Origin of the sequence: Nocardia sp. NPDC059240 (assembly GCF_042753865.1) — a bacterium.
Lineage (GTDB): Bacteria > Actinomycetota > Actinomycetes > Mycobacteriales > Mycobacteriaceae > Nocardia.
In genome coordinates this window covers 1-1,952 of sequence record NZ_JBHZAC010000028.1, presented here as the reverse complement: position 1 = coordinate 1,952, position 1,952 = coordinate 1, and the positions used below count along the sequence as shown (strand labels likewise).

At 38.2% G+C, this 1,952-nt stretch carries 2 protein-coding genes; both read right to left on the bottom strand.

The genetic code is table 11. The features are described 5' to 3' along the window. Positions 1–275 precede the first annotated feature (275 nt). Positions 276–1,184 carry a hypothetical protein gene (locus tag ACFXHA_RS45590; protein ID WP_375839305.1) on the bottom strand — a complete coding sequence of 303 codons (909 nt, stop codon included), beginning with the start codon at positions 1,182–1,184 and terminating at the stop codon, positions 276–278. A gap of 90 nt (positions 1,185–1,274) precedes the next feature. Continuing rightward, entirely contained in the window at positions 1,275–1,448 is a 174-nt protein-coding gene (locus tag ACFXHA_RS45585; RefSeq protein ID WP_375839303.1) for a hypothetical protein, read from the bottom strand. Between the last annotated feature and the right edge of the window lie 504 nt (positions 1,449–1,952).

Sequence of the window (1,952 nt, the reverse complement as noted above, 5' to 3'; positions counted from 1 at the left end):
TAGAGATACGGGTATCTATGCTATATCTCTCTACAAGATTCCTCCACACGCTTGACGGAAATGCTTCAGCATTTTAGCACTCACTCGACAGAGTGTATAAGTGCGCCATTCGGAATTTCAAAGCTTCAAATTTCACAGAGAGTGCCCATTTATACACACCCCCTAAATCGTGGTGTGACAATGGGTTCTCGCCGGCTCGAAATCGGTTTGTCATTCTGACAAATAACCCTTCGGGAAATAAAAAAAACGGCTCCATAAAGAGGAACCGTTTTGCTTCAAAAATCACGTTTTGTGTTATACTGGAGAAACGAAATTGTGTTTTCAAAATTGTCATTTTCGACATGATAACTTTTCTCGTAGTGTGGTTTTGCCGAACCCACTACTTTTTTTATGTCTCCGAACTTCATTTCTTCCCGTTCCGGCTTAACAATCCCTTTTGATTTTCGATACATATTCATTCCGGAAGGATACATGTGCAGCCGTCCGCCTTTTAAAAATTTCTTTTCCCGACCTTCTACGATCTTTGTTTGCACCTCACAGCCCTCTGAAGCCACTTTTAAGGCTGTTTCCCTGTCTTGGACATCTTCTAGGTCTATATCAGTCAAATAAGCGCTCAAATAGGCTCCTATGTTGTCTATATCCTTTAATGACTTGATTGTTACAAATCCTAAACCCCATAGACTCCTTAATTCAGCATTTTTAATATAAATCTTATCCAAATCATTAAAGCGCATTAAAACATGACAATGCCAGGCTCCACGTCCTTGTGGCTCTACCACCGATAAATAATCTATCGAACTTTCTTTCTTGTATTTATAACGCAACCTGTCGATAAAATTTTGAAAATCACTATAAAGTTTTTTCGTGTCCGTCATATTTTTCTTGTATGTCAAAGTTATATGTAATTCATTTGGCCGTCCTATAAAATTGTTATTTATCAAATAACGCAGCTTCTTAAAGGTTTGTCTCAAAGAATTATAATTTTCCTGCCGATTTTCCGAATGCTCGAACTCCCGGATCTCCCCAGTAGAGAGGTCTACAAACCTATCCTTGTCCAATTTTTTGATATTATTTTTCCGGTTCATCTTCTCCATATGCTGAACTTCAATGACGTGATTCATAGTGGTCACTTTTACAACATCATTTGGAGCTATGAAAACCGCGTCACCATTGCGTTTATCCATCCATTTCCCCTCAATTTTTCCTGTAATGTTTAATTAAAATCAAGTTAATAATAAAGAACCCCAAATCCGAAGTCAGTTTTTCAACAAAAATTAGCGTCCTTTTCCCAAATAGTCCCTATACAATTCCTTAATAGCAAACTCAATTACAGCATCTTTTGAAACTCTTCCAAATTCATTGTGTTTTGTAAAATGTTCGGCTAATAACTCTAGCTTTTTAAATGTTTCAACAGTAATTCGAGGTCCAATTTGTTTTTTCTCTTCCATCCAAACACACTCCTAACAAGTTGTTAACATAATTCTAACATTGGAAATAATAGAATTCAAGAACAGAAAAAAGAAGCACACTCGGAATGATATTTCGTTTCCTTTTGATTCCGAGCCTCCACCCCTTACAATCCCCAAAGGCAACCGACAAGGGAAAATTCGTCCCTTATCGGCACCTCCGGAAATTGTACAGCAAGGGGTCACTCCCAATAAAAAGACTACGACATATAAAACAGGTTTAGCTTCAGAGAAAAAGAGCATAAGGAAACTCGGTGCCACCCTAAAAAAAAGGGTGTCAAACAGGCTGTGCCTGTTGAGTTTCTATGCTCTTAGAACAGGTGCCGTTTTTGAAGCCAAAGATATAGCATAGATACCCCATAGATATAGCAGGGATATACCAAAATATCTCTAGAGATACGGGTATCTATGCTATATCTCTCTACAAGATTCCTCCACACGCTTGACGGAAATGCTTCAGCATTTTAGCACTCACTCGACAGAGTG